The following is a 23,037-nucleotide window of genomic DNA, read 5'->3' as shown; positions in this document are numbered from 1 at the left end:
ACCTGCGCAGGCTTTTTCTGCTTCTATCTCTCAAGAGCTTCCAAACGCTCACATCACCCACAAGTACACGCATAACGCCATCACTGGCCAGCCTACGTAGGGGCCTAGCGTCCAGCGCCAGATCGTCAGGCGCGGTACGTAGCCGACGCCGTGGACGAAGCCGGCGCTGACGCCCCACAGGCAGAGCGTCAGCAGGCCGTGTTTGAGTTCCGCGGAGCTGGCGGCGATGAGCTGCGGCGCGGCGAACGCCATGGCGGCCAGCGCCAGGGCGCTCAGCAATGACAGGCCCCGCGCCCAGCCGGCGTAAAGCGGCCCGTAAGCCATGTAGTCGCCGGGATGGCTCATGGGTTAATCCTTGATGTCGGGTTCGCGGTCTAAGTTCTCGGTGACTTCCAACCACAGGGCGTTGATCAGCCCGAATGAACACGCTAATAGTACGCCCAGAATCCAGGTGAAATACCACATATCCGGTTCTCCTCTAATCGTAAAAGCTGTTTCAATTCGCCATTGCGGGTTCAATAAACGCCGTGTTTGTTGCTCTCGATAAAATCCGTGGTCAGTCGTCCCCACATTTTGTAGTAGCCCCAGAGGGTGTAGGACAGCACAATCGGCACGAAAATCATCGCCACCCAGAACATGATGTTCAGGGTTTTCTCACTGGATGTGACGTCCCACAGCGTGAGGCTGTGTCCCGGCATCAGGTTGGAGGGCATCACAAAGGGAAACAGACTGAAGCCGGCGGTGCAGATAATGCCGGTCAGCGCCAGGGAACTGCCCACAAAAGCCAGTCCGCTGCGCTGGGCGGCGGTCATAATCAGCGTCAGAAGCAAGCCTGCGTATGCCAGAATCGGCGCGGTCAGTGTGATTGGATATTTGCCGTAATTGGCCAGCCAGGCGCCCTCTTTCAGTTCGACGGATTTCTGCAGAGGCGTCATGGCGGCGCCGACATCAGCGCTGGCGGTGATGACATAACCTTCAATGCCGAAGTACAACCAGATTCCCGCCAGAGTGAAGCAAGCCGCCACCACGATAGCCAGCAGGCGCGTGTAACCGCTGGCGCGTTGACGCAACTCCCCGTCAGTGCGCATTTGCAGATACGCGGCGCCGTGCATGGCCAGCATACTCAGACTGACGACCCCGCACAGAAGCGCGAACGGATTCAGCAACGCCCAGAACGAGCCGGTGTATTCGGAGCGCATCAACTCGTCCAGTTTGAATGGCGTGCCCAGAAACAGGTTGCCAAAGGCGACGCCGAACACCAGCGCAGGCACGGCGCCGCCGGCGGTCAGTCCCCAGTCCCAGGCGTTGCGCCAGCGCGGATCTTCCATCTTGGAGCGGTACTCGAAGCCCACCGGGCGGAAGAACATGGCGAACAACACCAGCAGCAACGCCCAGTACAGACCGGAAAAGGCGACCGCGTAAACTACCGGCCAGGCCGCGAAAATAGCGCCGCCGGCGGTGATGAACCAGACTTGGTTGCCATCCCAGTGCGGGCCGACGGTATTCAGCAGCACCCGCCGCTCGTTGTCGTTTTTGCCGATGATGCGTAACAGCGCGCCCACGCCCATATCAAAGCCATCGGTGACTGCGAAGCCAATCAGCAACACGCCGACCAGCACCCACCAGATCATTTTCAGCGTTTCATAATCAAACATACTTTGACTCCTGATATCCGTAAGGGCTTAGGCGTTGGCGGCTGCGGAGGCGGCCGATTGTTCGAGGTCGTAACGCCCGGTGTGCAGACTGGAGGGACCCAGGCGCGCATAGCGAAACATCAGGTACATTTCCGCCACCAGCAACAGGGTGTAGAACCCGATGAAACCGGCCAGACTCATGTACAAATCCGCTGCTGTACGCGTGGAGGCGGATAAGTAGGTCGGCAGCACCTCACCGATGGACCAGGGCTGACGCCCGAACTCGGCGACGAACCAGCCCATCTCAGAAGAGATCCAGGGCAGGGGAATGGCGAACAGCAGCGCCTTCAGCAGCCAGCGCTGACGCTCCACGCTATGGCGGGAGCTGTGATAGAACGCCAGTCCGATCAGAATCAGCATGGCGAACCCCAGGCCGACCATGATGCGGAATGTCCAGAACATGGGACCCACGGAGGGAATGGTGCCGTGCGCCGCCTGCTTGATCTGCGCTTCGCTCGCATCCACCACATTGTCCGTGTATTTCTTTAGCAGCAGCCCGTAGCCAAGGTCTTTTTTCAGGGCGTCGAAGGTTGACAGCGTTTGCGCAGACTGGTCGCCGCCTTTGAGTTTCTGCAGCAGCGCATAGGCCTGCATACCGCGGCGAATGCGCTCTTCATGCTCTACGATCAGATCTTTGATGCCAGTGACTTCTTCGTCAATGGAGCGGGTCGCGATCAGGCCCAGGGCGCCGGGTACTTTGAGCGCGTAATCCGTTTTCATGTTTTCGCTGTCGGGAATGCCGAAAAGCGTAAAAGCCGCCGGCGGTTCCACCGTTTCCCATTCCGCTTCAATGGCCGCAAGCTTGGTGCGTTGCACATCGCCCAACTCGTAGCCTGACTCGTCGCCAAGCACGATGACGGAGAGTATGGACGCGAAGCCAAAACTGGCGGCGATGGCGAAGGAGCGCCGTGCGAAGGGAAGGTCGCGCTTTTTCAACAGATAGTAGGAAGAAATCCCCAGCACGAACATGGCTCCAGTGACATAACCGGCGGAGACGGTGTGAACGAATTTCACCTGCGCCACCGGGTTGAAAATCAGTTCGCTGAAACTGACCATTTCCATGCGCATGGTTTGATAATTGAATTCGGCGCCGACCGGATTCTGCATCCAGCCATTGGCGATGAGAATCCACAGTGCGGACAGGTTGGAGCCAATCGCCACCAGCCAGGTGACCGCCAGATGCTGGACCTTGCTGAGGCGGTCCCAACCGAAGAAGAACAGGCCGATGAAAGTGGACTCCAGGAAGAACGCCATCAGCCCCTCAATGGCCAGCGGCGCGCCAAAGATATCGCCGACATAATGAGAGTAATAGGCCCAGTTGGCGCCGAACTGAAACTCCATCGTAAGACCGGTGGTGACGCCGAGCGCGAAGTTGATGCCGAACAGTTTGCCCCAGAACTTGACCATGTCCTGATAGACCTGCTTGCCGGTCATCACATAAGCCGACTCCATGATGGCGAGAAGAAACGCCAGTCCTAGGGTTAAAGGCACGAACAGAAAATGGTAGAAGGCGGTGATCGCGAACTGGAGCCGCGACAGGTCCACCACGTTTTCACTGATCATAGTGATCCTCCGATTGAGTAGGAATAACGCCGAACTGCTTGGAAATGCTTTCCTCTGGATGGGATAAATCCACAGGATCAGAGAAGTAGGCCGCCTTGATGGCGAAAATCAGAATCAGTTTGAGCAGCAGAAACAGACTGAGCTCGCGCACCAGAGGAATGGAAAAGATGGACTTGCGCTCAGGCATTGCGGGATCTCCCTGACGTCTCCCGCGCCGCAATCGCCTTCTCCTGACCGAGGCTGGTGATGCGTTGTCCGCCGACGATGCGACCGGGGTAGACTATGGTGTCGTCCGCCAGTTCCAGCAGGGACTGCAACAACGCAGGAGAAGGTTCCTTTACTGTTGTTAAGTAATGCAGGGCGCCAGGAGAAAACCACTGGCCGGTGAAGGCGAATCCCTCACAACGAAATCCGCAATACTCACCGGCTGCGTCAGGCAAGGTCCATAAAATGGTTTCCCCCAAAGGCAGACTCTGGGGTAATCGCTCCCCTGACGTCGGCGCAATGCGTAGTCCTGCAATATCAGAAACATCCGATGTTTCCGCGGTGGTATACAGCAGATATTGATTACTGAGCCCCTTGCTGGTCAGAAAGCTCCGGTAGCTGTCCGAAAGCGCGGGAAGGGCGTCGATCAGAGCGCTGCGCCGTGAGATGGGCTCGAACAGCAGGTAGCTGAGTCGGTCGCCGTAAATCCATTGTTTCACTCTGGCCATGGTTAGTCGTCGAATTTGGGGTAAAGGTTTTTGTGGTCTGCGATGAGGATTGAGCAAGCGGCGGGCCAGAGGCGGGAATGTCTTGTATTCCGCGGAGATAGAAGCAAAAACAGGGGCTGCGCCGCTTTACTTTATGGTGATGTCGCGCCATATTTGTCATGAGTTATGACATAAATGGCGGTCTGTTATGACAGAGTCCTCTTATCCCACACTCCCCGCTATCAGCTCTATGCTGGAAGCGATTCCTGCGCCCGCTGTGTTGCTGGATCGCGAATACCGTATCCGCGCCGCCAATGACGCCTATCGCCGCACCTTTCAACAGGACGGCGCGCTGCTCAATCGCCATTGTTATGAAGTGTCCCATGGCTATTCCGTGCCTTGCGATCAGGCGGGGGAGACCTGCCCCTTGCGTCAGTGCCAGGAGAGCGGACGACGGCAGCGCATGCTGCATATTCACAACACGCCGAAGGGGCGCGAGCATGTGGATGTGGAGCTCAGTCCGATTCGCGATGAAGAAGGCGAAATTCGCTTCTATGTCGAGATCATGCAGCCGGCGCATCCTGGCCGCAGGGAGCGCAGCGAACGGCGCATGATTGGATTCAGTAACGCGTACACGCATATGCTGGAGCTGCTCAGTCGCGCTGCGCCTGCGGATATCAGCGTGCTGCTGTTGGGGGAGTCGGGAACCGGCAAGGAACTGGCGGCGGAATACCTGCATGAACGCAGCCCTCGCGCAAGCAAACCCTTCGTCACCGTAGAGTGCTCCGGATTGACCGACAGTTTGTTTGAAAGCGAGTTGTTCGGCCATGAGAAGGGCGCTTTCACCGGCGCGACGCACCGCAAGATGGGACTGGTGGAAGCCGCAGCGGGTGGTACGCTGTTTCTGGATGAAGTGGGCGATATTCCTCTGAGTATGCAGGTTAAGCTGCTGCGTCTGCTGGAATCCGGCGCCTATCGGCCGGTCGGTGGGGTGACGCCGAAACAAGCGGACTTTCGCCTGGTCTGCGCCACGCATCAGCCGTTACAGGAACTGGTGCGGGAAGGGCGTTTTCGTCAGGATCTGTACTATCGCATCAGTCCTTTTCCTGTGCGCTTGCCGGCGTTGCGCGAACGCGGCGACGATGTGCTTCATCTGGCTCGACACCTTCTCGACAGTCTCAGCAAACAACGTATTCTTAACTTCGCAGAAAATGCGGAGCATTGGCTGCGACGACAATGCTTTCCCGGTAACATCCGGGAGTTGCGCAACCGGATTGAAAGGGCGATTCTGCTCTGTGACGGCGCGGAAATCGAAGCCTCTCACCTGCAGCTTGATGACGAGGCGACGACGGATAACCGCCCGCTTATCGCGGCTGCGGAAGAGAAGCTTCTGACCTTGGAAGAAGCTGAGCTTTGCTACTTGCAACAGGCGCTTGAGCGACATCAGGGCGATAATGCGTCCCTGGCCAAAGCGCTGGGCGTTAGCGAAAGAACGTTATATCGGAAAATCAGGACGTTGAAATAGGGGCCGGCCACGCCCCGCCGATAGCCTGTCGACACATCAGGGCCTGTGTGCGTCGATGAAAAAGGGAGTATAAAAATGGGCGTTATTCTTCGAAGACTGTTTGCTTTCTCCATGATTGTTCTGGGTGGAATCCTTTTCATGTGGGGGGCGTCCGACCTGTTTACGGTGAAGAGCATCATGGGCGATAAGTTCGTCGCCGGTGGGAAAGATAGCGCAAGAGACGTCGTTATTATGCTTTCGGGGCTGGCGCTGATTGGTTATGGCGTTTTCGACATCAAGCTAACCGGTAATTAAACATCTGCGTAACCATTGATTACCTCTTTTTCCTTACTTGCCGTTCTGCTCTCAGCTGTTCAGTAATGAGAGGCGGCGCCTCTCAATCCGCCGAAAAACCACGTCGTTAAATTGCGTAAAAACTTTCCAGTCGTTTATAGGGGAAATTAATCCTCCTGTGCTAAGATGCCCCGGATTTTTCGGACGTTATGCACGCGTTCGCTGCATTTTTTGATATCTAGACGCTCAAGCCGAACTTTTACGAGCGTCGTCGCCGGCGCTAAGCCGGTCACTCTTCATCCAAAATACAAGGAGGTAACCCGACAAGACGGATATTTGTAACCCCTCATTTTTCTTGCATAAAAAATATACTTACGACATTGGCTAACGTACAAAGAAATTAAAATGAAAAAGTTGAAATTGACTCTGGTCATGCTGGCGACCTTGATGCTGGCTCCATCTCTTTCCTACGCAAAAGGCATCCCCATGTTCTTCAACACGGGCGACGAGATTTTTGAAATCGAAGGCGCTCCGCAATATGAAGAAGGTTACTCGCTAGGTTACGCCTGTAAGCGTTTCGGCCTGTTCGGCGCGGATATCTGGACGTGGGACTGCAAGATGATGGCGGTGAACCTGAACTTGTTCTCCGTCGCGGATATCGACGAGTCTGACCTGACGGAGTTTTCCGCCAAGTACTCCCTGAGCGACCGCAAGCGCAACCTGTGGAATCACTATGGCATCGCGCTGCTGCTGGTGGTGATTGTCGCCTTCGGTCTGCTTAAGCGCAGAGCCTGATGGGCAATAGGGCGAAGGGAAGCACGACTGAATGTGGCGCTTCCCTTCGCCGCTCATATTGGGCGTTCTAAAGCCCTCTCTATCGTTTCTCTGATTTTACTGAACTCCATTTTCCCGCAAATAGCCGCAGCGCCTGCTTCCTGAATTTTTGCGTTACCCTGCGCATGAGATGAAACCGCGATAATTTTTAACTGGGGAAAGCGCACACGAATCTCCCGCGTCACTTCATCGCCTTTACAGTCATCCAGATCGAAATCAATCAACGCTAAATCAAAGCTGTTTGACTCCAACGCGGTCATGGCGGATATCTTGTCAGGCCTCACGGTAATCTCACAATCCGACAAAAAAACATCCTGCGCCGTGGCCGCGAAGACGGGATGATTTTCGATATAAAGTATGCGGGTTTTCATGGCGTGTATTGTGTCGATGATGGTTTGGACGATGGGCTATCAGACTCGCTATTCAGCCTCTTTCTCATTTCTTCCAATAACAAGTTTCTTTTGCTCAGCGCGGATATCAACAGAAGCGCCAGTAAGCTCAATAGAAGCATGCTGATGATGGCGCTGACGTGATTGCTTACCGGGAAAAATAGATTGATCAGCAGCCACATAAACGCAGCGCCAAGTATAAAACCTTTTATCCTTCCCGATGGAGATCCTGCAATCTTCAGTATGAGTTCGTCATTGCTCAGTGTATCGAGCGGCTTGCTGAGGCGCTCTATCCAGCGATCAATGAGAGTGCGGGGAAGAAGGCTGGCCGGCCTGTTCTGCTGATTTGGGTGCTTGAATATGCGGGCGCAGAAAATAATAGTGACCAGATATATCAGATAGGCGACTAGCCCGTAGGCGATCAGCCGTTCGGAGTTCAATGTTTGGTCTGACGCCTGAAAGATAAAATAAGCGCAGGCTTCTAATAACAGGCAATAACCAGCGCCAAGTGCTGCGAAGGCGCCGAGTTCCGCCTTGGCGAGAGGCTTTCCACTGACTTTGCAGTAATAGTGCGCGCTCAATACCGCGCTAACCATCGCGCAGGAAAGCAAGCCCAACTCCACAAAGGCGTAGGAGAGCAGGGCAATGATCGGAGCTAACGCCAAAATAGAGAGTGCGAATAAAGCCAATGCACGAAGTAAGGGATAAGATTTCATTTTGACTACGCCTCAAAACAGAGCCTATGAAGAAACAGGGTAGTCATAGTTTTCTATCACGCCCACTTCAACGCACCGTACAATCCTGTAGCATCGCATACTTCTCTCAACGAAACCTGTTTTAGTCTGAGACTCTCCATATAATGCCGCGGCTTAAATAACCTGAACAGGCAACAAGGTAGTTATGAAAATGTACAAGTGTATTGCGTCCCAATATCTCGGTAGTCAGGATGCCAAGCTCAAATCAGGCATGCTGATGCCTTCTAAATCCAAACTCGTTTTAATCTGTGCGGTGTTAGCTCATTCATTGGCGGCCCCTATGGCCAACGCAGAAGAAAAGCTCCGCAACATTTTCAGTTACAAGGGCGAAGTGAACCAGATTGGAAAAGTGGGCTGGGAGCCCACTGAAGATATAGAGCAAGAAGGGTTTCATATCAGCTTTTTTGGCGCACCAGATTCAGCTGCAGGGTGCCCGAAAACGGTCAGATCAGGCGCTGTGACCAGCAATATTTTCTGGGCGAATTTAGAGGAGGATACCGGGCTTGGCTTGATAGACTGGGATCATCAGTGGTCCCCCATGAGCGACGCTAAGTGCAAGATGCAAGGATGGCAGGGGTATACGCATGCACATTTAAAGAACGTACCCGGAGGCGGAATTGGGCTTTATACGCACACTGGGCCGAAGCCGACAGATTCTTCGCTGGCCTTTTTTCAGCCTTATACTTCCGCCGGAGATAGAAATGGCGTGAATGCAGGCGTTGAGGGAGCGTTCGCCACTTTTCGAAATACACCATATATGGCCGACTCGAAGTTGACGCGTCCATTTGGCGGTAATTCGCAGGATAACGATCTGACCCGCGTCGCAATTCGAACCTACCAAAACTTGACCAAGTTCGTTATGGAAGACCCCTCCTCGCAACAGATCCGGCAGCAGACAGTGGTGACTCTTCTGAACAAGCGGTGCATTCTGGAAAGCCGAGAAAAATTTAAAAAGTGCCATATGCAAATTTTGTTTATGAATGCGATAGCTGGCCAAAGCGCGAAGCAAACCTATGCGCAAATCTTTTCCGATAAGGCTCAAGGGGATATTCCCGCCATATATGGCGATTTAGGCGCGCCAGGGCAGACGACTTATGCAACGGATGGAGCGGGTAATGTCTTCCCGGTATGGACTTCCTGGGCTGCGGAGACACAGTCGCAGGTTTGGTCGGGACAAAAGTGGTTCCAGGGAGAAGTTTCCTTTATCCAATTTTTGAATATGTTGAAGCTCGCCACGGCCAACGCTAAGAAGATAGCGAACGCAAATAGCGTAACCGCTGGACAGTTAAATGAGTATTTTGGACCCGCATACGATGATAAAGAACAGTGGATATTGCTGGACGCGGGCTTTGCGCAAGAGATTTACAACGTGAACCTCGAACGTCGCGCCTATGTTGGCGGCAACCTGACTGAATTGAGTGTGATTGCGTTGCCTTATTGATTGCTCTCTCGCGCAGAATAGAACGGAACGGACTCACACTGGCGGCAGGAAGCCGCCTGACTTAAGTTTTTCAGACACCGCCATACATAAGCGTATCAGGCTCCCCATAGTCTTCTGACAATCATGCGCGCTTAACTACGCAAATGCTCCGCCAAGTAATCAATAACGGCTTTGACGCGTTTTATCTTCGCTTTGTCTTTTGAGTAAACCAGATACATGCCGTTTTCAAATCGGTTGGGCGTGATGGCGTAGTTGGGCATCAGGCGTATCAACTCGCCGCGTTTCACTGCATTCAGGACGCCATGATCCGCCAGCAGGCCGATGCCGCCGTGGTTCAACGCGCAGTGCAGGATGCTTTCGGTATTGTTGGTGAGCAGATAAGGGCTTTGCATGGCGATGCGTTGTTGCGACGCGCCGTCATCAAATATCCAGCTGCTGTGAGGCGATGAAAACCGGTATGCGAGCAGCCGGTGATCATGCAGGTCTTTGGGGTGTTTGGGTTCGCCGTATTTCTCAATATATTGGGGTGAGGCTATCAGCCAGAATTCGTAAGCGCCGAACTTTTTCGCCAACAGGCGGGAGTCGTTCAACCTGCCGAAACGAACGTAGATATCATGCAGTCCCTCGTTGGGATCGATGACGCGGTCATCGCAATCCAGAATCACCGTGAGATCAGGGTAGTGGTCCCTCAAGCCCGCCAGAGCAGGGGCGATAAAATAAGACGCGAACCACCAGGGAGCGGAGAGACTTACTCTGCCTCCCACTTCCTCTTTTTGCTGGCGCAGACAATCACTGACTTCATCCAGCGAGACGACCAGCGGCGCCGCTTCTTCATACAAACGCTGACCCTGTTGGGTTAACGCCACCATGCGCGTACTGCGGGTGAACAGCGCCACATTCAGCTCTTTCTCCAGCTCAGTTATCTGTCGGGACACGGACGATGCGGATAAATGCAACTCGGCGGAGGCCTGGGCGAAGTTCAAATGTTTGGCGACGGACAGAAAAACGCGGAGGGCATGCAGGGATCGGATCATTGTTGCGAATATTCAAAGTATGAAAAAGATAATTCGAGATTAAACAATAATGCCCGCCTCGCTAATCTACAACCCGTTTATATAGCCAAGGCGCTGCGAGCTATGAGTGGCGGCGCCGAATAACAGGAGCATGACGGATGAATAAGGTATTAATCGTAAACGGCGCGGAACCCAAATCCGGGGTGGCGGACGGAAGCTTTAATGAAGGATTGATCAGCGTGGCGATGCAGACGCTGCATCCGTTTGCAGAGGTGCGAACCAGCCGGGTTATGGACGGCTACGATATCGCCGAGGAGCAGCAAAAATATCAGTGGGCGGATTTGGTTATTCTTCAGTTTCCCGTGTATTGGTTTTCCGCCCCGGCGGCGTTGAAGCGCTACATCGACGATGTGTATGCGCACGGCGTTTTCTTCGCCGGCGCAGAGCGATACGGCGAAGGCGGATTACTCAAAGGCCGACGCTATCTGCTTTCCACTACCTGGAACGCCGCTGAAAAAGCCTTCCATCCTGACGGCGGCGTGCTGGCCGGACTGGCGGCGGATCAAGTGCTGACCTCCGTGCATATCACCCAGCGATACGTTGGCCTCACACCATTGGAGAGCTTCGCTGCGTTCAATGTTATCAACGAACCGCGTTTCGATTACTGGGCGGAAAGATGGCGGGCGCACCTGAACTCTGTGGTGAGACCAGTCAGCGCAGTTAAGACGTTGGAGGCGGCGATCTAGTCAGTAGCGTTTTGCTCACAGCAAAAGAGGGGGGCGTCGATGTTGGGATAGGTCGCTATAATGTTTATCGCGTTACGCAAATATAACAACGAAGGTAAACACATGACCCTGACCGGCGCTACCCGCAGTAAATTGTCCCGCAACTATTCTCTGATGTGTCCCGACTCTCACGTGCCGTTGAATTTGCCGCAATGGAAAAACTGTCAGGTGATTTATACGGCGTCTCCGGAAATGGGAGCGAAGTTTTGTCAGTTTCTGGTGAATATGAAAGCCGGCGGTAGTTTTTGTTCGGAGAGCCCGTCAGATGAGTTTTTGTTGCTGGTGCTGGAAGGAGAAATAGCGCTGAGTTTTAGTGGCGAGACCCATCGTTTACAGCAGGACGGTTTGGCGCACTTGAAGGCGGGAGAGCGCTTTGAGCTGGTGAACCAGGGCGACTCGGCGCGGCTACTGGCGTTTCAGAAAAAATATGCGCCGCTGCCGGAGGCGACGGATGCGGTCACGTCCTTTGCCAGCTCCCTGACGCAAGTCCCTGCGAAACCCTTTCTTGGCGATGATGGCGCGTTGCTGCAAGCGCTGTTGCCAGACGCGCCGGCATGGGATTGGGGCGTCAATGTATTTGAGTTTCAACCTGGCGCCACGCTGCCAATAGTGGAAATGCATTTCATGGAGCATGGTCTGTACTTTCTGCAGGGGCAGGGCGTCTACCGTCTGGGAAGCGACTGGCATCTGGTGGAACAGGGCGATGCGATCTGGATGGGGCCTTATCTGGAGCAGTGGTTCGCCGCAACGGGGAAAGTCTCCAGCAAGTATATTTATTACAAGGAAATGAATCGGGCGCCGGAGCTTTAATTAACGGCGTTCGCCAGAGATTTTTGTATTTAAATCTCCTCGCGCATAAGCCATTATGACGCCAAGACTTTCTACTGTTTTCGAGAACCTTTGATGTTAAAAAAACTGCTGTTTCTTGTCGGATGCGTACTGGTTATCGTCGTCGCCTGGTGGGCGTTCAAACTGATCGGCAAGCTGGTGTTCTTCGCCGTACTGGCCATCGGCGCCTATCTCCTGTGGACCAAGGTTATCAAACCCAGTTCAGGTGGGTGAGGTCTTCAAGGACGCGGCAGTCTAATCCAACTACTAACGACGCGATGCGTTATTTGCCCGCGTCGGAATTTTCCTCGTTGTTCGCCCCCACATTTGCATCAAACGCATAAAATAACTGCCAGTAGCAATAAAGCGCTGCGCCGCTGGCGAGCATGCCCCACAGAGGTTCGCCGGTGGCCCATTCAAGCGTCGCCCAGAACAAGCAGAATACCGTGATGGCGACACGTCTCCATACGGGACGAAAGAATTCCAAATCTCGTTGCTGCATGGGCGTTGTCTCTGTACTCCGGGTGGTGAGTTGACGCGACGTTTCGGGTAAACGTCGACGGGACGGATAGTTTGCAGTATCCCGGAATGGTTGGCCAGTCCGGGATTGTTTTTAGTAAATGTCAGAAAGCGATCAGGAGTTCTGAGCAGGGAGAGTTATTCTTGATCTTCCCATGCATATGGAAGCAACTCAGCGACATCATCAAAGTCGATAAACGCAACGATCTTTCCTGATTGATCCTTGATTTCCCAGCCTTCGAGAGGGCTCCACGCACTGAAGTCGTAAGCCCCCAGCCCGCACTCATGCTCAATAGCTACAACGTAACGCCCTGCTTTTTTTGGAGCCTCTGCACGGGTCCACTGGACTTTTTTAGGTTCGCGTTTCATTACCATTTCATCCTAAATTCAAGAGCCTCATCTACATACTGACGGAGAGTTCAAAAAGCTATTTCTTCTTGGCGCTGTCGTCAAATCTTCAACTCGCGCTTAAAAGGTACGTAGTGTGTTTGCTTCTATTTCTTGAACTGGAATTGATGATGTATGAGTTTCTTGCTCACTGAGAACTATCCACCTAATGCGGATAGTTCTCTTTAATGAGCTTGGATCGCTCCAGTGGAGATTACTTCATCGTCGGCATGGAAAACTCGGCGCCGGCGCGGAGGCCTGTTGGCCAGCGGCTGGTGATGGTTTTCATGCGTGTGTAGAAGCGTACGCCGTCCGGGCCGTGCATGTGCAGGGGGCCGAACAGGGAGCGTTTCCAGCCGCCGAAGCTGTGGAAGGCCATGGGGACGGGGATGGGGACGTTGACGCCGACCATGCCGACCTGGATTTCCTCGCAGAACTGACGGGCGGTGTCGCCGTCGCGGGTGAAGATCGCCGTGCCGTTGCCGTATTCGTGCTCATTGATCAGGCGAATGGCTTCCGCGTAGCTGTCGACGCGCACTACGCACAATACCGGTCCGAAGATTTCCTCTTTGTAGATGCGCATGTTCGGCTTCACATGATCGAACAGTGTGGGGCCGACGAAATATCCTTTCTCATTGCCGGCGCAGACGAAGTCGCGGCCGTCGCGAATCAGCGCGGCGCCTTCTTCGATGCCCGAACCAATATAACTGCGCACCTTGGCGGCGTGCTCTTTCGACACCAATGGTCCCATGTGGGCTTCTTCCGGCAGGCCCAGACCGGGACCGACGCGCATGCTATCGATTTCGCTTTGCAGGCGGCTGACCAGGGTGTCCGCCACCTCATCGCCCACGCAGACTGCGACGGAGATCGCCATGCAGCGCTCTCCCGCGGAACCGTAGGCGGCGCCTACTAATGAGCCGACGACCTGCTCAGGATCGGCGTCCGGCATGACCACCATGTGGTTTTTAGCGCCGCCGAGAGCCTGCACCCGCTTTCCATGCGCGGACGCGGTGGCGTAGATGTATTCGGCGATAGGCGTGGAGCCGACGAAGCTGACCGCCTGCACGCGCTCGTCGGTCAGCAGCACGTCGACGGCTTCTTTGTCGCCGTTCACTACGTTAAAAACACCGTCGGGCAGACCGGCTTCTTTCAGCAGTTCAGCCAGACGCAATGGAACTGACGGATCTTTTTCCGATGGCTTCATCACAAAGGTATTGCCGCAGGCGATCGCTACCGGGAACATCCACATGGGCACCATGGCTGGGAAATTGAATGGAGAGATGCCGGCGCAAACCCCTAAAGGCTGCATCAGGCTGTAGCTGTCAACGCCACGGCCCACATTGAGGCTGTGCTCGCCTTTTTGCAGGTGCGGAATGCCGCAGGCGAATTCGACGACTTCCAGGCCCCGCACCAGTTCGCCCTGGGCGTCGGAGAACACTTTACCGTGCTCCAGCGTGATTAACTCCGCCAGCTCGTCAGCGTGCTTCTCCATCAGCTCCTTGAATTTGAACATGACGCGGGCGCGGCGCAGCGGCGTGACTTCCTTCCAACTGGCGAACGCGGTTTCCGCCGCTGTAATGGCTGCGCGGGTCTCGTCAGCGCTGGACAGGGCGACGTTCAGGCGTTGCTCGCCGGTGGCGGGATTGAAAACCGGACCGACGCGGCCCGAGGCGCTGTCGCAACGAACGCCGTTGATGAAGTTACCAAGAGTTTGCATGTCGAATACCTTTTTCATTTGCTGCGGCGCGCCTGCGCAGAGGCGCGCGTCATCGGAGATGCAGGGCCCATGCCGGGCCGGATTTTGCTATTTGTCTGCCTGATTAATAGGGTGGATGCTGGCGCTTATTCCGATAGCGTAATGCCCGCCTCGGCGCATAGCCGCTTCAGGTTGTTGGCGCCCAGTGTGGCGTAGGTCAGCGGATGGGCGACGGCGGGGTCCTGTTCCGCTTCCACCACCAGCCAGCCTTTGTAGCCGCTGGCTTGCAGGCCTTTGAACAGGGTCGCATAGTCAACGCCGCCATCGCCGGGAACCGTGAACACGCCGTTGAGCACAGCATCCAGAAAACTCAGATCCCGGTTTTTGGCGTCCGCCAGCACTTGCATGCGAATGTCTTTGCAGTGCACATGGTTGATGCGATCCGCGTGGCGTTGCTGCACCGCAATGGGATCGCCGCCTGCGTAGGTAAGATGCCCGGTGTCGAGCAGCAGGCCCACGGAGTCGCCAGTGTTGGCCATCAGCGCGTCGATCTCCTCTTCAGTTTCCACCACGGTGCCCATGTGATGGTGATAGGCGATCTTCACGCCTTGCTCCAGGCAGTAATCCGCCACTTGCGTCAGCTTGGCGCCGAAGGTTTCCCACTGGTCTTCCGCCAGACGTGGACGGTGAGACACCGGCGTGTTTTGATCGCCATGCACGCAGCCTGTGACCTCGCAATACACCATCGCCGTAGCGCCAAGGGATTTCAGCAGATGCAGGTGATCCTGAATGGCGGCGATTTCCGCTTCCACGCTGCGCTCCAGGAGTTGGCCGCTAAACCAGCCGGACACCAGACGCAGTCCGTGATGGTCCAGAATCGGTCCCAGCGCTTCCGGCGTGCGCGGGAACTTGTGCCCTAGCTCAAAACCGGCGAAGCCCGCCTGTTTACCTTCGCTGAGGCACACTTCCAGCGGCGTGTCGCCGCCCAGGGAGGGCAGGTCGTCGTTAGTCCAGGTCAGAGGGTTGATGCCGATACGTACGCTCATGAGAAATCTCCAGATATTCCGCCAAAAGTGATTACAGATTTTTGAACTGACGAGCTTTGAAGCTCTCGTAACGGCGGCGGGCCTCTTCGACCTGCGGACGTTCGGATACTTCCGCGACCGCCACGTCCCACCAGGCCCCGCCGTCTTCAGTGACTTTCAGGGGATCGGTGTCGATAGCGATCAGATAACTGATGTCGGACGCCTTGGCGCGCTCCAGGGCGGCCTCCAGCTCCTTGATATTGCGCACGCTTTCCGATTTGGCGCCCAGCGCGGCGCCGTGGGCGGCGAAGTCGATTTTGGGCGCGCCGCCGTCAGTGGTGAGGCAATCGTCCAGCAGGTTATTGAAACCGGGACCGCCGCAGGCTTGTTGCAGACGATGAATACATCCAAAGCCACGGTTATCCAGCACCACAATGATGATTTTCTGCCCCAACATGACGGAGGTGGCGATTTCGGAATTGAGCATCAGATAAGAGCCGTCGCCGACCATGACGAACACTTCCGAATCCGGCTTCGCCATTTTGGCGCCGACGCCTCCCGCCAGCTCATAACCCATGCAGGAATAGCCGTACTCCAGGTGATAGCCTCTGTCATAGCGGGTGCGCCAGAGCTTCTGCAGATCTCCCGGCAGACCGCCGGCGGCGCAAACCACAATGTCTTTTTCCCCCGCAGCGCGATTGACCGCGCCGACCACTTCTGCATCCGTAGGCAGGTCCGCCTGATGGTCGGCGGTGGCGTTGTCCACGGACTTATGCCACTGCGCGCGTAAGCGTTCTGCCTTTTCAATCCACTCTCCGTCGGGGCGCCAGTCGCCCAGAGCATCTTGCAATTGCGCCAGCGTCAGTCTGGCGTCGCCCACCAGGGGCTGTCCCTTGTGTTTGACGGCGTCAAAAGAGGCGACATTGATGCTTAGCAAGCTGGCGTCGGGGTCAATGATCGCACGGGAACCGGAAGCGAAATCGCCCAGACGCGTGCCGACGGCGATGATCAGATCCGCCTCCGCAGCGAGCGCATTGGTGGAGGCGGCGCCGGTGACGCCCAGCGAACCGATGTTTTGACGATGATCCCAGGGCAGGGCGCCTTTGCCCGCCTGGGTTTCCCCTACAGGCAATGCATAAGTGGAGGCCAGGCTGTCCAGCTCCGCCAGGGCGCCGGAGTAATGCACGCCGCCGCCAGCGACCAGCAACGGCTTTTTCGAGGCTTTGATCATGGCGATGGCGTCAGCCAGTTCTGTGGCGTCTGGCGCCTGACGACGCAGCCGATGGATTTTCTCCGCAAAGAAACTTTCCGGGTAATCGAACGCCATGGTCTGCACATCCTGCGGCAGCGCCAAAGTCACCGGGCCGCATTCGACGGGGTCTGTTAAGACACGCAAGGCCTGCGGTAACGACGCCAGTAATTGTTCTGGGCGAGTGATGCGATCAAAGAAACGGCTCACCGGTTTGAAGCAATCATTGGAAGTCAGGGTGTAGTCGTGGAAATTCTCCACCTGCTGCAGCACCGGATCGGGTATGCGGGTGGCGAAGGTGTCGCCGGGAAGAAACAGCACAGGGATGCGATTGACGTGCGCCACGGCGGCGGCGGTCACCATATTCACCGAGCCGGGTCCGGCGGACGCAGTGCAGGCCATCATCTGACGGCGATTCTGCGTCTTGGCGTAGGCGATCGCGGCGTGGGCCATGCCCTGTTCGTTATGGGCGCGATAGGTGGGAAGCGCATCGCGCACATGATGCAGCGCTTCGCCCAGACCGGCGACGTTGCCGTGGCCGAAGATCGCCCACATCCCTGCGAATAAAGGTTTGATTTCGCCATCCACGTCGACCTTTTGCGCGATCATATATTTGATCACCGCCTGCGCCATAGTCAGTCTTATTGTTTTCATTCGGCTTAGCCTCTCGTCTTTGCTGATCCGGACGTCGGTCCGTTCGCCATCTCTGTCTGTTTCACGGGAGACAGGACCTGACCTGTGCAGTGCCTGTCGTTGCAGACAAATAGAGGGAAGCTATTTGTCTGCCTGATTAATAAGGAAATCGTCTAGGGCTGCAGGCTGTTGCGTTGCTTCCAGCAGGCGACCAGCTCCAGGTAATTGGCGGCGACCGCGTCGATCAGCTCCTGGTCGTTGAATTCGCCGCGCAGCCACTTGCGGCTGGGGACGCTGAAAATTGTGCGACCTACGGCGAAACCTTTGCAGATGTCGAAGCCGGCGCTGTCCATAAAGCCTTTTTTCAGCTCTTCCGCCGGCGCGTCCAGCCCCAGCATCACCACGCCGCGGCAATGGGGCGAGCGTTGTGCGATCAGGTCGCTGATGCGGCGCCAGTTGGCGGGCGATTGCGGCGGCAGTTTCCACCAGTCCGGCTTGACGCCAAGGTTGTAGAAGCGGGCCATGGCGTCGATATAAACATTGTCGGTAACGTTCTGGTCACGAGGCGGAATCAGCTCCAGCAGCATTTCATGACCGGAATCGCAGCAGGCTTTGTACAGTTCGCGCACCTGACGCTCCTGCGCCATGCGCAGGTCGATGCAGTCTTCCGGGTGGTAGAACACCAGGCATTTGACGATATGCTCTTTGGGCCAGGTTTTCAGGCGCGCGCTGACGCTGCGGCCGCCTTCCAATTCCAAGGGGCGTGAGCTGGGAAACTCCACCGGGCGACCAATCCACCAACCGCGCCCGCTGACGTCATTGAGCGCGTCCTGTCCATAGGTGTCGTCAACCAGGACGCCGACCTGACTGTCGCCGATGCCTTTGGCCCCCAACTCCGTCGCTTTTACCAGCAAGCGTTTTAGCTGCTTGATGCGGGACAGTTCTGCGCCTTCTTCCCGCGCCATGTCGAACAGTTGCTTGCGATGATCGAAAGCCAGAATGCACAGATCGCTCCACTGGGCGCTGTTGCGCTGGGTGGTGACCCGATGCAGATAGTTCAGCCGCTCGTCCAGATCCGGACGGGGAATGGATTGCGCCCGCGCCATATAGTCGTCCAGCTCTTCCGCGCTGGGAATGGCTGGCGCGCAGCTGTGCCGGGACACCACCAGGGCGCCGCAGGCGTTGGCGTAGGCGCAGCAGCGCTCATAGGATTCGCCGCGCAGCCAGCCGCGCAGAAAACCGCTCATAAAGGCGTCGCCGGCGCCGAGCACATTGAGCACGTCCACGCGCACGCCGGAATACACTTCGAAGGCCTCCGCGCTGGCGGGAATTTCGCCGTCAAGCACGGTGCAGCCCTGGGCGCCCAGTTTCAAGACGATGGTGGCGCCGGTCAGCGCGCGAATCGCCTGCAGGGCGGTGATTGTGTCTGTACTGCCGCCAGCGATATGCACTTCTTCCTCGGTGCCCACAATCAAGTCGAAGTGGGGCAGGATGCTTTGCAAATGCCGAGTGACGCCTTCGCTGGAAATAAAGCGGGTTTCGCCGTCGCCGAGGCTGGTCAGACCCCACAGCACCGGGCGGTAATCGATATCGAGAATCCGCCTGGCGCCGGCGGCTTTCGCATATTCCAGCGCTGTCATGCTGGCGCGGTAAGTCTGGTCTGTGGAGAAGTGGGTGCCGGTGATCAACAGGGCTTTGGAGGACGCGATAAATTCGGGGGTGAAGTCACCGCTGTCCACCGCCATGTCAGCGCAGTCGTTGCGATAGAAAATCAGTGGAAACGTGTCTTTATCTTTGATGCCGAGAAGCACCAGACCGGTCAGGCGTTCTTTGTCGGTGACCACATGGCTGACGTCGACGCCAGCGCGGGCCAGTTCTTCGCGTACGAAACGACCCATGTGTTCGTCGCCGACGCGGGTCAGCATGGCGGATTTCAGGCCCAGGCGGGCGGTTCCATATGCGATGTTGCCGGAGGAGCCGCCGAGGTATTTGGCGAAGCTGCTCATGTCTTCCAGTCGGCTGCCGATTTGTTCGCCGTAAATGTCGACGGCGGCTCTGCCGAGGCAGATCAGGTCCAGAGTTTTGTCTGTACTCATATTATTGTTTATCTCCCGTGGCCGGGAACTGCGGCTCCCATAACCATACATCGAATTCCCCCGGCCTGTCTCCGTGCTGACGCAGACATCGCCGACATTTCATTTTTTCAAAAGAATAGAATAAAAATTCCATAATGACAATAGATGGAAAATACTTTCTTTTTTACGAGGAGGATGGGCCGTAAGCCCTGGCGCAAGCGGCGCAAAACTTAAGTAAGGCGACCTTCCGCAGCATCGTGGAGACGAACTTTTATCGGTGAAGTAGGTGGAACAGGGAAGATTTCTAACGCTCTGTGGAATAAATATTCCAATAGGGCGAGGCCTTGAGCCCAACCGGACCCAAGGCGCTATGCCGGGGAAGATCGGAGTCAGGCGTAGAAGGCGGGACGAGTAGGCATTTCAATGGTTTCAATGCGTCCACTGTCCTGAGCCTTGATGCAGGCGTCTGCGGCGATGGCGGCGGCGAATCCATCCCAGGCGGAAGGGCCGCTGAGCGCGCCGTTCTGGATATCCTTGATAAAGGCTTGCAGCTCGCTGTCATAGGCGTCGATGAAGCGCTGTTTCCAGTCTGTCAGCACCCTGGCGTAATGCATGGCGTCTTTACGCATCAGCAGGCTCTGCGGCTCCGGCAGATTGGCGATGCCTTCTTCACCGACCACCGCGCATTGAATGTCATAGCCATAACGGCAATTTACGAAAATCTCCACATCAATGCGCACGCCTTTGCGAGTCTCCAGCAGCACGATCTGGGGATCGGCCACTTTACTGTGAGCGTGCCGGGTTTTGCGGGGAAACACGACCTGCGCGCTGACGTAGTCGTCATCCAGCAGCCAGCGCAGCACATCCAGTTCATGAATGAGGGTGTCATGTATCGCCATGGGCGTAACGTAAGATTCCGGGACGGAGGGATTGCGATGAGCGCAGTGAACCATCAAGGGCGCGCCGATTTCGCCAGCGTCGATGGCCTGTTTCAACTGTCGATAGCCGCTGTCATAAGGACGCATAAAACCAACCTGAACCAATCGTTTGCCTGCGTTGATCTCTGCGTCCACGATATGACGGCATCCGTCTGCGGTGGTGGCCAGCGGCTTTTCGCAGAAGACGTATTTTCCTGCGGCGATCGCTGCGAGCACGAACTCCTCATGAGTGGGTCCCCAAGAGGTGACGAGGACCGCGTCGACAGACTCGGCGTGAATCAACTCATGGCTGTCGCGATATACCTGAGCCTTTAACTGGAGCCCATCTATAAGGGCGTGGGCCTGCTCAGGATTGACGTCGGTGACGGCGACGACTTGCGCGCCGCTTAATGTATTTGTGATGCGGCGGGCGTGATCCGTTCCTATGGCGCCGGCGCCGATAATTCCGATTCTAAGAGACATGATTGCATTATCCTCTTTGTAGCTTTGTAGCTTTGTAGCTTTGTAGCCGCTAATGCCAGTATTTATCGACATAGCGTTGGATCTCCTCCCGCATGAAGCCTGAGGACGACTCCGCCCGTTCTTCCCACGCGAAGACGCAGCTCGACAGCACGCCGTCGAAATCAATGTCACGCAGGGTCTGGAAGAAGACGTCCCAGTCGATTTCGCCCTGGCCGATATCCAGATGCTGATGCACGCGGGCGCTGGAGCCGGGCGGGTTGACGATGTAGCGTAATTGCGATGAGGCTTTATGGTTGAAGGTGTCGGCGACCCGGACATGCGTCAGCACATCTTTGGTCGCCCGGATCGACTGCGCCAGATCGTCCCCGTAATAGAAAGAGTGCGGAGCGATGTAGGAGCATCTCACGGCTTTGGAGTTAATCGTCCTGATGATGTCCACGGCTGCATCGATCTGTTCCACCCAGTCTTCAGGGTGGGGTTCGATGCTTAAGGTCAGGCCTTCTCGCTCCAGCAGTGGAACCAGCGTGTCCATAGCGCGCCAGAAGGCGTTCTCGCAGGCTTCCGGCGTGTGCAGGCCGCTGTGATCTGCGGCGGAGCGTTCCGGAGAGCCGCCGCGGCCGAATTCGGAAATGAGCAGATCGCAGTCCATCTCCACCGCTATCTGAATGGTTCGCTTCCAGTTGTCTATGGCGACTTCCCATTCATCCGGATAAGGACTGGACCAGCGGTACATGGGCTGCAGGGAGGCCAACGCGACGCCGTGGTCGCGCATGGCTTTTTTGAATGATTGCACTCGCTCTGGATAAATCCGGGGGCGCGTCCACCATTGCAGGAAATCCGCCCGCGGCGACAGCTCGATATAGTTGTATCCCAACTCCCGCGTCAGACGACATATGTCAGGCAGCGATAAATGACGATGCATGTAGGGATCAAGGGCTATTTTCATCAGGACGCCTCTTGTATTCGGTGATGTGAAAATCCTGTCGGAAGCGTTATTGGGCGAGCGCCTGCCGGATATACGCCATGCTTTCTTTCACGGCGTTGAGCGGATCTGCAAGACTCCACACGGTTTCGGAAAAGGGTTCGAAGGAGATGGGGCCGCGATAACCTGCGACCAGCATTTGTTGAAGCTGCTCGATATTGCCCAGCCTGTCTTTGGGGCCGACCAGTACGCGGTCGCCGTCCAGCATGTCGGTGAAACTGAGAGCCGGATCTTCAACGCCGGATAAGTGGATCAGTCCGGTGCGTTGGGGATACAGGCGCTGGTCGCCCGCGCCGCGATGATGGAAAGTGTCATGGAGCAACTGAAAGCAATCCGCCCCATCTATGGCGTCAATGGCCGCCAATGCTTCCTGCTTAAAACGCAGAGAGGAAACGGGGAAGCCAAGCGGCTCGACATAGCCCTGAAGCCCATGCGGCTCCAGGATTTCCTTTAACGCTTGAAGAGCCTGGCGAAGCTCTTTGTCTTTGCTGGCGCTGGGGGCCACCTGGGTTCCATCATTTAAGGGGCACAATACCAGCGCTTTGGCGCCGCAGGCGGCGGCCAGGTGCGCCAGCTCCTTCGCCTGTGCGACGCGTTCGTCATTCCAGATATTGAAAGGGTAGAGGGCGTTGACGCTAAGGATCTCGATGCCCATTGCCGCGGCCTTGGCGTTAACGGCTTTAGCCTGTTCAAGGTTGGTGAGGCTGTTGTCGACTATGTCGTTGCGCAGCTCAACGGCGTCGACACTTAGGGACGCCGCAGCGTCCAATAGCGCAAGCGGCGTGAGGGACGGGCATACCATGTGATTCAACGCGAAACGAAGCAAATCGGGAGAGGGATGGGACATAGTCGGTTTACCTTGTTGTTGTTATCTGTGTGCGTCGGGGACGTCACTATTGTCGTTACTGTGGTCCTTAACTTGCGCGTGACCCTGGAGGTCGGCGGCGTTCAGGACTTGTGCGAAAAAAATTAAATCGTCCCTCGTCTGGGCGTCAATCAATCCCATCACTGAGACATCAAATCGCCTCAAAAAACATCATTTTTGAAAGCAAGGCAGAGCGAATCCTGAGGTGATTACATCATTGGGAGAGTGTTGCAGGTTGTGATCGCTCGGCGGCAAGCCGTTTTAGAGGAAAGTCCGTCCATATGAAACTGCGATGAAATAAATATTCCGTTTATAGCGAGCCGTCGCCGCGGCCTTTATACGGCGGGGGCTGAGGGAAAACGCTCAGGGGCGCGGAAAAAGGGTTGACAAATTGGGGCGGCAGGTGCAAATTGG

The 23,037-nt window shown here is 56.0% G+C and carries 25 protein-coding genes; 7 read left to right on the top strand and 18 right to left on the bottom strand.

Annotated features, from left to right (window positions below; all coding sequences use genetic code 11):
• Positions 1-48 precede the first annotated feature (48 nt).
• Genes KP814_RS17125 through KP814_RS17100 form a run of 6 tightly spaced genes read right to left on the bottom strand, consistent with a single transcriptional unit; the run spans position 49 to position 3,970 of the window.
• Positions 49-345, bottom strand: a complete 297-nt coding sequence (locus KP814_RS17125; protein ID WP_216737887.1) for a cyd operon YbgE family protein — start codon at positions 343-345, stop codon at positions 49-51.
• A 3-nt stretch (positions 346-348) separates the two neighbouring features.
• Positions 349-465 (bottom strand): cytochrome bd-I oxidase subunit CydX, encoded by a 117-nt coding sequence (gene cydX, locus KP814_RS17120; RefSeq protein WP_216737886.1) that lies wholly within the window; start codon positions 463-465, stop codon positions 349-351.
• A 50-nt stretch (positions 466-515) separates the two neighbouring features.
• Positions 516-1,655 (bottom strand): cytochrome d ubiquinol oxidase subunit II, encoded by a 1,140-nt coding sequence (gene cydB / locus KP814_RS17115; protein WP_216737885.1) that lies wholly within the window; start codon positions 1,653-1,655, stop codon positions 516-518.
• A gap of 27 nt (positions 1,656-1,682) precedes the next feature.
• Positions 1,683-3,257, bottom strand: a complete 1,575-nt coding sequence (locus KP814_RS17110; protein WP_216737884.1) for a cytochrome ubiquinol oxidase subunit I — start codon at positions 3,255-3,257, stop codon at positions 1,683-1,685.
• Positions 3,247-3,444 (bottom strand): cytochrome oxidase putative small subunit CydP, encoded by a 198-nt coding sequence (gene cydP, locus KP814_RS17105; protein ID WP_127973335.1) that lies wholly within the window; start codon positions 3,442-3,444, stop codon positions 3,247-3,249. The genes KP814_RS17110 and cydP overlap by 11 nt, the downstream gene beginning before the upstream one ends.
• Positions 3,437-3,970, bottom strand: a complete 534-nt coding sequence (locus tag KP814_RS17100) for a hypothetical protein (protein WP_216737883.1) — start codon at positions 3,968-3,970, stop codon at positions 3,437-3,439. Before KP814_RS17100 ends, cydP begins: the two co-directional genes overlap by 8 nt.
• Positions 3,971-4,157: 187 nt before the next feature.
• On the opposite strand from KP814_RS17100, the gene KP814_RS17095 reads away from it, so the two are divergent.
• The 3 genes from KP814_RS17095 to KP814_RS17085 all read left to right on the top strand — a co-directional run bounded on the left by KP814_RS17095 (position 4,158) and on the right by KP814_RS17085 (position 6,542).
• On the top strand, positions 4,158-5,474 hold the full coding sequence (locus tag KP814_RS17095) for a sigma-54-dependent Fis family transcriptional regulator (protein ID WP_253938447.1): 1,317 nt from the start codon (positions 4,158-4,160) through the stop codon (positions 5,472-5,474).
• A gap of 75 nt (positions 5,475-5,549) precedes the next feature.
• Complete coding sequence (locus KP814_RS17090) at positions 5,550-5,768, top strand: hypothetical protein (RefSeq protein ID WP_216737882.1); 219 nt, start codon at positions 5,550-5,552, stop codon at positions 5,766-5,768.
• A 384-nt stretch (positions 5,769-6,152) separates the two neighbouring features.
• Positions 6,153-6,542 carry a hypothetical protein gene (locus KP814_RS17085; protein WP_127973331.1) on the top strand — a complete coding sequence of 130 codons (390 nt, stop codon included), beginning with the start codon at positions 6,153-6,155 and terminating at the stop codon, positions 6,540-6,542.
• 53 nt (positions 6,543-6,595) lie between these two features.
• Here KP814_RS17085 and KP814_RS17080 read toward each other — a convergent pair whose 3' ends face one another.
• Both KP814_RS17080 and KP814_RS17075 read right to left on the bottom strand, forming a co-directional pair.
• Complete coding sequence (locus KP814_RS17080; protein ID WP_216737881.1) at positions 6,596-6,952, bottom strand: response regulator; 357 nt, start codon at positions 6,950-6,952, stop codon at positions 6,596-6,598.
• Positions 6,949-7,686, bottom strand: a complete 738-nt coding sequence (locus tag KP814_RS17075; RefSeq protein ID WP_216737880.1) for a hypothetical protein — start codon at positions 7,684-7,686, stop codon at positions 6,949-6,951. The genes KP814_RS17080 and KP814_RS17075 overlap by 4 nt, the downstream gene beginning before the upstream one ends.
• Before the next feature lie 184 nt (positions 7,687-7,870).
• Between KP814_RS17075 and KP814_RS17070 the strand changes: the two genes are divergently transcribed.
• Positions 7,871-9,166 (top strand): hypothetical protein, encoded by a 1,296-nt coding sequence (locus KP814_RS17070; protein ID WP_216737879.1) that lies wholly within the window; start codon positions 7,871-7,873, stop codon positions 9,164-9,166.
• A gap of 131 nt (positions 9,167-9,297) precedes the next feature.
• Here KP814_RS17070 and KP814_RS17065 read toward each other — a convergent pair whose 3' ends face one another.
• Positions 9,298-10,200, bottom strand: a complete 903-nt coding sequence (locus tag KP814_RS17065; RefSeq protein ID WP_216737878.1) for a LysR family transcriptional regulator — start codon at positions 10,198-10,200, stop codon at positions 9,298-9,300.
• A gap of 137 nt (positions 10,201-10,337) precedes the next feature.
• Here KP814_RS17065 and KP814_RS17060 point away from each other — a divergent pair, with 137 nt between their 5' ends.
• The 3 genes from KP814_RS17060 to KP814_RS17050 all read left to right on the top strand — a co-directional run bounded on the left by KP814_RS17060 (position 10,338) and on the right by KP814_RS17050 (position 12,026).
• Positions 10,338-10,925, top strand: coding sequence for an NAD(P)H-dependent oxidoreductase (locus KP814_RS17060; RefSeq protein WP_216737877.1), 588 nt, complete (start codon positions 10,338-10,340; stop codon positions 10,923-10,925).
• Between the two features lie 60 nt (positions 10,926-10,985).
• On the top strand, positions 10,986-11,774 hold the full coding sequence (gene allE / locus KP814_RS17055; protein ID WP_216737876.1) for a (S)-ureidoglycine aminohydrolase: 789 nt from the start codon (positions 10,986-10,988) through the stop codon (positions 11,772-11,774).
• Positions 11,775-11,867: 93 nt separating this feature from the next.
• On the top strand, positions 11,868-12,026 hold the full coding sequence (locus KP814_RS17050; protein WP_216737875.1) for a hypothetical protein: 159 nt from the start codon (positions 11,868-11,870) through the stop codon (positions 12,024-12,026).
• Between the two features lie 49 nt (positions 12,027-12,075).
• Here the strand turns inward: KP814_RS17050 and KP814_RS17045 are convergent, their stop codons facing one another.
• The 9 genes from KP814_RS17045 to KP814_RS17005 form a co-directional block, all read right to left on the bottom strand.
• Positions 12,076-12,294, bottom strand: a complete 219-nt coding sequence (locus tag KP814_RS17045) for a hypothetical protein (protein WP_127973323.1) — start codon at positions 12,292-12,294, stop codon at positions 12,076-12,078.
• A 155-nt stretch (positions 12,295-12,449) separates the two neighbouring features.
• Positions 12,450-12,680, bottom strand: a complete 231-nt coding sequence (locus tag KP814_RS17040; protein ID WP_216737874.1) for a hypothetical protein — start codon at positions 12,678-12,680, stop codon at positions 12,450-12,452.
• Positions 12,681-12,912: 232 nt separating this feature from the next.
• Entirely contained in the window at positions 12,913-14,415 is a 1,503-nt protein-coding gene (locus KP814_RS17035; RefSeq protein ID WP_216737961.1) for a CoA-acylating methylmalonate-semialdehyde dehydrogenase, read from the bottom strand.
• 125 nt (positions 14,416-14,540) lie between these two features.
• Positions 14,541-15,440, bottom strand: a complete 900-nt coding sequence (gene iolE, locus KP814_RS17030; protein WP_216737873.1) for a myo-inosose-2 dehydratase — start codon at positions 15,438-15,440, stop codon at positions 14,541-14,543.
• 31 nt (positions 15,441-15,471) lie between these two features.
• Positions 15,472-17,322, bottom strand: a complete 1,851-nt coding sequence (gene iolD, locus KP814_RS17025; protein ID WP_216737872.1) for a 3D-(3,5/4)-trihydroxycyclohexane-1,2-dione acylhydrolase (decyclizing) — start codon at positions 17,320-17,322, stop codon at positions 15,472-15,474.
• 152 nt (positions 17,323-17,474) lie between these two features.
• Complete coding sequence (iolC, locus tag KP814_RS17020) at positions 17,475-19,397, bottom strand: 5-dehydro-2-deoxygluconokinase (RefSeq protein WP_216737871.1); 1,923 nt, start codon at positions 19,395-19,397, stop codon at positions 17,475-17,477.
• A 368-nt stretch (positions 19,398-19,765) separates the two neighbouring features.
• Positions 19,766-20,848 carry a Gfo/Idh/MocA family protein gene (locus tag KP814_RS17015; RefSeq protein WP_305858197.1) on the bottom strand — a complete coding sequence of 361 codons (1,083 nt, stop codon included), beginning with the start codon at positions 20,846-20,848 and terminating at the stop codon, positions 19,766-19,768.
• Positions 20,826-21,722: a sugar phosphate isomerase/epimerase family protein gene (locus tag KP814_RS17010; RefSeq protein WP_216737870.1), complete on the bottom strand. Its 897-nt coding sequence runs from the start codon at positions 21,720-21,722 to the stop codon at positions 20,826-20,828. Before KP814_RS17010 ends, KP814_RS17015 begins: the two co-directional genes overlap by 23 nt.
• Before the next feature lie 46 nt (positions 21,723-21,768).
• Complete coding sequence (locus tag KP814_RS17005) at positions 21,769-22,605, bottom strand: TIM barrel protein (protein WP_216737869.1); 837 nt, start codon at positions 22,603-22,605, stop codon at positions 21,769-21,771.
• Between the last annotated feature and the right edge of the window lie 432 nt (positions 22,606-23,037).

Source organism: Hahella sp. HN01 (genome assembly GCF_018986435.1).
Lineage (GTDB): Bacteria > Pseudomonadota > Gammaproteobacteria > Pseudomonadales > Oleiphilaceae > Hahella.
Note: the sequence above shows the minus strand (reverse complement) of the source record. Positions and strands in the feature narration are given on the sequence as shown.

Coding starts and splice junctions, on each gene's coding strand:
- KP814_RS17125 (WP_216737887.1), bottom strand. CDS start 345: ATGAGCCATCCCGGCGACTACATGGCTTACGGGCCGCTTTACGCCGGC.
- cydX (WP_216737886.1), bottom strand. CDS start 465: ATGTGGTATTTCACCTGGATTCTGGGCGTACTATTAGCGTGTTCATTC.
- cydB (WP_216737885.1), bottom strand. CDS start 1,655: ATGTTTGATTATGAAACGCTGAAAATGATCTGGTGGGTGCTGGTCGGC.
- KP814_RS17110 (WP_216737884.1), bottom strand. CDS start 3,257: ATGATCAGTGAAAACGTGGTGGACCTGTCGCGGCTCCAGTTCGCGATC.
- cydP (WP_127973335.1), bottom strand. CDS start 3,444: ATGCCTGAGCGCAAGTCCATCTTTTCCATTCCTCTGGTGCGCGAGCTC.
- KP814_RS17100 (WP_216737883.1), bottom strand. CDS start 3,970: ATGGCCAGAGTGAAACAATGGATTTACGGCGACCGACTCAGCTACCTG.
- KP814_RS17095 (WP_253938447.1), top strand. CDS start 4,158: ATGACAGAGTCCTCTTATCCCACACTCCCCGCTATCAGCTCTATGCTG.
- KP814_RS17090 (WP_216737882.1), top strand. CDS start 5,550: ATGGGCGTTATTCTTCGAAGACTGTTTGCTTTCTCCATGATTGTTCTG.
- KP814_RS17085 (WP_127973331.1), top strand. CDS start 6,153: ATGAAAAAGTTGAAATTGACTCTGGTCATGCTGGCGACCTTGATGCTG.
- KP814_RS17080 (WP_216737881.1), bottom strand. CDS start 6,952: ATGAAAACCCGCATACTTTATATCGAAAATCATCCCGTCTTCGCGGCC.
- KP814_RS17075 (WP_216737880.1), bottom strand. CDS start 7,686: ATGAAATCTTATCCCTTACTTCGTGCATTGGCTTTATTCGCACTCTCT.
- KP814_RS17070 (WP_216737879.1), top strand. CDS start 7,871: ATGAAAATGTACAAGTGTATTGCGTCCCAATATCTCGGTAGTCAGGAT.
- KP814_RS17065 (WP_216737878.1), bottom strand. CDS start 10,200: ATGATCCGATCCCTGCATGCCCTCCGCGTTTTTCTGTCCGTCGCCAAA.
- KP814_RS17060 (WP_216737877.1), top strand. CDS start 10,338: ATGAATAAGGTATTAATCGTAAACGGCGCGGAACCCAAATCCGGGGTG.
- allE (WP_216737876.1), top strand. CDS start 10,986: ATGTTTATCGCGTTACGCAAATATAACAACGAAGGTAAACACATGACC.
- KP814_RS17050 (WP_216737875.1), top strand. CDS start 11,868: ATGTTAAAAAAACTGCTGTTTCTTGTCGGATGCGTACTGGTTATCGTC.
- KP814_RS17045 (WP_127973323.1), bottom strand. CDS start 12,294: ATGCAGCAACGAGATTTGGAATTCTTTCGTCCCGTATGGAGACGTGTC.
- KP814_RS17040 (WP_216737874.1), bottom strand. CDS start 12,680: ATGAAACGCGAACCTAAAAAAGTCCAGTGGACCCGTGCAGAGGCTCCA.
- KP814_RS17035 (WP_216737961.1), bottom strand. CDS start 14,415: ATGCAAACTCTTGGTAACTTCATCAACGGCGTTCGTTGCGACAGCGCC.
- iolE (WP_216737873.1), bottom strand. CDS start 15,440: ATGAGCGTACGTATCGGCATCAACCCTCTGACCTGGACTAACGACGAC.
- iolD (WP_216737872.1), bottom strand. CDS start 17,322: ATGAAAACAATAAGACTGACTATGGCGCAGGCGGTGATCAAATATATG.
- iolC (WP_216737871.1), bottom strand. CDS start 19,397: ATGAGTACAGACAAAACTCTGGACCTGATCTGCCTCGGCAGAGCCGCC.
- KP814_RS17015 (WP_305858197.1), bottom strand. CDS start 20,848: ATGTCGATAAATACTGGCATTAGCGGCTACAAAGCTACAAAGCTACAA.
- KP814_RS17010 (WP_216737870.1), bottom strand. CDS start 21,722: ATGAAAATAGCCCTTGATCCCTACATGCATCGTCATTTATCGCTGCCT.
- KP814_RS17005 (WP_216737869.1), bottom strand. CDS start 22,605: ATGTCCCATCCCTCTCCCGATTTGCTTCGTTTCGCGTTGAATCACATG.